General features: G+C 41.0%; 2 protein-coding genes. Both read right to left on the bottom strand.

Annotated elements, in window-relative coordinates; genetic code table 11:
• Positions 1–2,114 (bottom strand): Ig-like domain-containing protein (locus PHE88_12530; GenBank protein MDD5688646.1); only part of this gene is annotated, 2,114 nt, incomplete at its 3' end.
• A gap of 149 nt (positions 2,115–2,263) precedes the next feature.
• On the bottom strand, positions 2,264–3,244 hold the full coding sequence (locus tag PHE88_12525) for a PorV/PorQ family protein (GenBank protein MDD5688645.1): 981 nt from the start codon (positions 3,242–3,244) through the stop codon (positions 2,264–2,266).
• Between the last annotated feature and the right edge of the window lie 347 nt (positions 3,245–3,591).

Below are 3,591 nucleotides of genomic sequence, written 5' to 3'. Positions count from 1 at the left end.
GTTAATAACGATGTTGTTAATGTCGCACCATTCGAAGGCGAGGTTATAGCTATACTTGGTGCTGTTGTATCTGATGGTGTATAGGTCACGGTTATTGACGTTTCGGTTATATTACCTGTTGTATCCGTTGCTTTTGCATATATTGTATTTGAGCCGCTTACTAATGTTATAGTACCACTCCACGGATTTGTACCTGTTGCTGGGACATAAGTGCCGCCGGCACCTAACTTAACTTCCACTTTGTTTAGGCCTATGTTGTCTGATGCAGTACCACTTATCGTTAATAACGATGATGTTGTTATCGTAGCACCATTAGCAGGTGATGTTATAGCTATACTTGGCGGTGTTGTGTCCGGTGGTGTGCAGGTCACGGTTATTGATGTTTCACTTGTATTACCTGAGGTATCAGTCGCTTTTGCATATATTGTATTTGAGCCGCTTACCAATGTTACAGTTCCACTCCAGGAACTTAAGCCTGTCGCTGATACATATGTACCACCGGCTCCTACTTTAACTTCTACAGTGCTTAACGCTGCATTATCTGATGCAGTACCACTTACAGTTAATTGCAGATTGGTTACTGTTGTTCCACTCACCGGTGAGGTAATGTTTATACTTGGTAATATAGTATCTGCCTTGTTGCTGGCGGCATTGGATATTCCTGACCAGTTACCTTCAACATCTGCTACTTTCATCACAAAATAATATGTCTTATTAACGGTATCTAAACCACTTACCGTAAGACTCTGGTTTGTTCCTGCTACTTGTGGAACCGGCTCAGTTGTGCATTGTGTGGCGGTAGTCCAGTTATGAGTTATACCGGCAGGGGTTGTTGCATACCTGATATCATACTGACTTGCTGTTCCCTTAAAGCCATTTGCTCCTACCGAGACCCAATTTAACACCACACTGGTAGGTGTTATGTTGCCTACGGATAATGTAGCGACCGATGCGGGCGGGCAGGGGATATTTGATATTATCTCGCCGCTCGTGAAGCCTGTCCAGCTGGGATCTCCTATATCTAAAAACATGTTACGTGGAACATTGAGTTCAGAGTTTCCTGCCACACATAGTGCCTTTGTGTTCCAGCCATGTCCCCAATTAATTATTTTAAAGATATCTTGCCAATAACACTGTGCGGTAGTAGGTAATCCACCCACTAAAACACAGCCTGTCTGACTAGCAGACGCAGCATTATCTACAAATGTTCCTGGTATTAACGGAATTTTATTATTTAATCTGCCACTATTGGTCTGCATAAAATCACATGCCCATTGTACATCACCGAGAGATAAATCAACCTGTTGTACCCATGCATCTATAAACGGATGTGTTTGATGCCACAACATATCTATTCCTGAACTATTTAGTCCATTACTAGTGACTGATGGACAGTTTATTGATATATTGAATGTCGGATTGGGTCTGTTCACTGAAATCCAATCAGATAATTCCTGCCAAAAAGAATTTACCGCATCTTTCATTGCTTTCATTCTTCTTGTATCATTTGTATCAGGTCCTAACGTAGCAGTCGACACTACTACATTGATTGGAGTCGAATATGACAACCCGGCATAATTAGGTTCTTCAAAATGAATTCCATCTATTGTGGGATAATTCTGAATTAGAAATTTTATTAAATCAAGTTCGTAAGCTCTAATTTCCGGATATGCTATTTCTACTCTTTCATCTGCCATAGTTCCATCCGAATACATTTGAGAATATCCATAACCCCATCTCTTAAAAAAACCAACTCCGTAACCTCTGGTTGGGCCATAACCAATATGTATCTTCATTCCATTACTATGACACCAGGCAATTGCCTTTTCTAACATTCCCCAACTTGCCTGAGTATTCCATGAACCACAGTTTATAGGGTCTCTCGCTGCTTCTATATAGTCTTCCCTAAGGAAAAAAAATACTGCGTCAAAATTTGCATCTTTCCCGGCTTGTAAATCGGCATATAATTTAGCTTCACTATCTATCTGATACCAATGTGTAACAAACATATCGCCTCGGGTAAAATTAATAGGAACTAACGCACTGACCTTACTTATTACTCCGCAAAGCATTACAAAAATAACTGCTAAACATATTCTCTTCTTATTCTTCATAGCTCCTCCTGTCTGTGTCGTAGCGTCTTAGGGTCTTAGCGTCGTAGCGTCTTAGGGTCATTGGGTCGTAGGGTCTGACTTAAAACTCTATGGCTCTACGACTCAATGACTCAACGACTCAACGACTCTATGACTCTACGACTCTTTCTTTAGAATTTAATATTTAATGATATTCTGTGTGTATCGCCTAAATCGCCAAACGGGACAAATGCATAATCTAATCCACAACCCTTAAGCTCTACTCCTGCTCCTAAGCTTAGTCCTTTTAAGCCGCCTATGTCTTTGGTCTCTGTATTATATCCTGCCCTGCCTATTAGTGTTGCTCCTTCACTTGCTGCATACTTGTACTCTGTCCCTGCGCCTATTCCCATTCCACTGTCATTTACTGCTGTCATTTCTAATCCTACTAACCACTCCGGTTGAATATTATATCCTCCGCCTACCCGTATCGTCATCGGCAGATTATCGCCGGATTCTATATATTTCATCTTACCGCCTAAATTCTGGAGCGCTATTCCTAAGCTCGTTTTATTATCCGTTGGCTTATATAACATTCCTATATCTCCGGCTATCGCTACCCCACTCTCCTTTATCTTGCTGCTTATATACTTTATCCCGGCTCCTAATGATACTTCTTCGCTTACTTCATTTCCATATCCTAGTGTTATTGACATATCACTAGGACTATAATTGCTGGTTAATAATCCGGCGGTATCATTGCCTTCTATTGAACCATAACTTAAATACTGGATTCCTATTCCTAATCCGCCGGTTTCCGTTGGCTGTCCATACCCTATCCAGGTATAGCCTATATCCTCAAACCAGACCGCATGCATTACACTTATTGATGTTTGTTCCATTCCAGCTAAACCAGCTGCATTCCAATATATATTACTCGCTCCTTCACTTACGCCTACTCCGATATCGCCCATTCCACTACTACGGGCACCGGCACCCAGCTTTAAAAAATGGACTGCACTTGTCCCGGCATCGCTTTTACTAAAAGCTGCATACGCACTACCTGAACATATAATACCTGCTAATAATACTACTAACATCATTGTGCTTAGTGCTTTGCGCATATTGTCCCCCTGTATTTCATTTTTTGTTTCCTTTATTGATGTTTTCATAAATACTTCCGACTAGCAGGATTCAGAATTCAGTACTCAGGATTTCAGCAATCAGAATTCAGTTGATGACCCCGCTTTGCGGGGTTATTTGCTCGCTCGGTCCAGTAGGTCCGAGCTCCGTGAATAAAAAAGAAGTTCATTAAAAAACTAGTTAATAATCAGCTAATTAAGTATCTTAAACCTAATTAACTAATTTACTAATTCTCTAATCAACTTCTTTCGTTTTCGATAACCTTGCTGGCTTGATAGTCTTTAGTCTTACGTTTGTCGGCAACCTGTTAGCTTTCACTATCTTAGCCCTTGGTTTTGCGAACTCATCCCGATTTCTCGGGAGCAGCCTTTTCGGA

This window comes from Elusimicrobiota bacterium, from assembly GCA_028718185.1.
GTDB lineage: Bacteria > Elusimicrobiota > UBA8919 > UBA8919 > UBA8919 > JAQUMH01.
Note: the sequence above shows the minus strand (reverse complement) of the source record. Positions and strands in the feature narration are given on the sequence as shown.

Excerpts from the sequence above, each read along its gene's own strand:
- PHE88_12525 (MDD5688645.1), bottom strand. The coding sequence starts at position 3,244 with ATGAAAACATCAATAAAGGAAACAAAAAATGAAATACAGGGGGACAAT.